Origin of the sequence: Andreprevotia sp. IGB-42 (assembly GCF_009848685.1) — a bacterium.
GTDB lineage: Bacteria > Pseudomonadota > Gammaproteobacteria > Burkholderiales > Chitinibacteraceae > Andreprevotia.
The window spans coordinates 1-1,023 of sequence record NZ_WXTX01000052.1 but is presented as its reverse complement, the minus strand read 5'-3'; the positions used below and the strand labels follow the sequence as shown (position 1 = coordinate 1,023).

1 protein-coding gene is annotated in these 1,023 nt (G+C 64.1%); it reads left to right on the top strand.

Going from position 1 to position 1,023, the window contains the following annotated elements:
* Nucleotides 1-12: 12 nt before the first annotated feature.
* A partial coding sequence (locus tag IGB42_RS21850) for a TolC family outer membrane protein (protein WP_236822702.1) occupies nt 13-1,023 on the top strand: 1,011 nt, incomplete at its 3' end.

Genomic DNA, 1,023 nt, shown 5'->3' with positions numbered 1-1,023 from the left:
GACGACATGGCGATGGAAGCCGCCCGCGCGTATTACGACGTGCTGCGCTACCGCAAGCTGGCCGACCTCGCGCGTGACAACTACGCCACGCACAAGGAAATCTACGACCAGATCCAGGAACGTGTGAAGGCCGGCGTCGGCCGCCGCGTCGACCTCGAACAGGCCGCCGGCCGGATGGCCTTGGCCGAATCCAACTGGCTGACCGAACAGGCCAACCTGTACGACGTCACCGCCCGCTATGCACGCGTGATCGGCGAAGAACCGCCGGCAGCGCTCAGCGAACCGGGCAGCTTCGACGGCGCATTGCCCACGCAGAACGACCTGCTGGCGCTCACCATCAAGAACAACCCCTCATTTCTCGCGGCCATTGCCAACGTCCGTGCTGCCCGTGCCCGCATCGACACGCAGAAATCCAACAACTACCCCAAGCTGGAATTCGTTGCCAGCCGCGGCATCGACAAGAACCGCGACGGCATCGATGGCAACTTCCGGGACGGCCTGGTGGGCGTTTCGCTCAACTGGAACCTGTTCAACGGCGGCACCGATCAGGCCAACACCCGCAGCGCGGCAGAAGCCTACAACGGCGCCATCGAACTGCGCGACAAGGTCTGCCGCGACGTACGCCAGATCACGCAAAGCGCCTGGAACAACGTGGTGCGGCTGCGCGAGCAGATCGCCTACCTCGATCAGCACCAGCTCTCCACCGAGAAAGCGCGCGATGCCTACCGCAAGCAGTTCGACATCGGCCAGCGCACCTTGCTGGACGTGCTCGACAGCGAAAACGAACTGTTCGATGCCCGCCGCTCGCTCGCCAATGGCGAATACGACCAGAAGATCGCCGTGGTGCGCGTGCTGGCGCAATCGCACTCTTTGTTGCCGGCCTTGAAGCTGCAATCGCTGGTGGATGGCGAGCAGCTGGCTGACCAAGGCGACAAGCAGATGAATGACGAGCAGATCGGTTGCTCGACCACGCTGCCTGCGCTGGGCACGCTGGACAAGGAGGCCGCCATGGTCGGCCGGCCC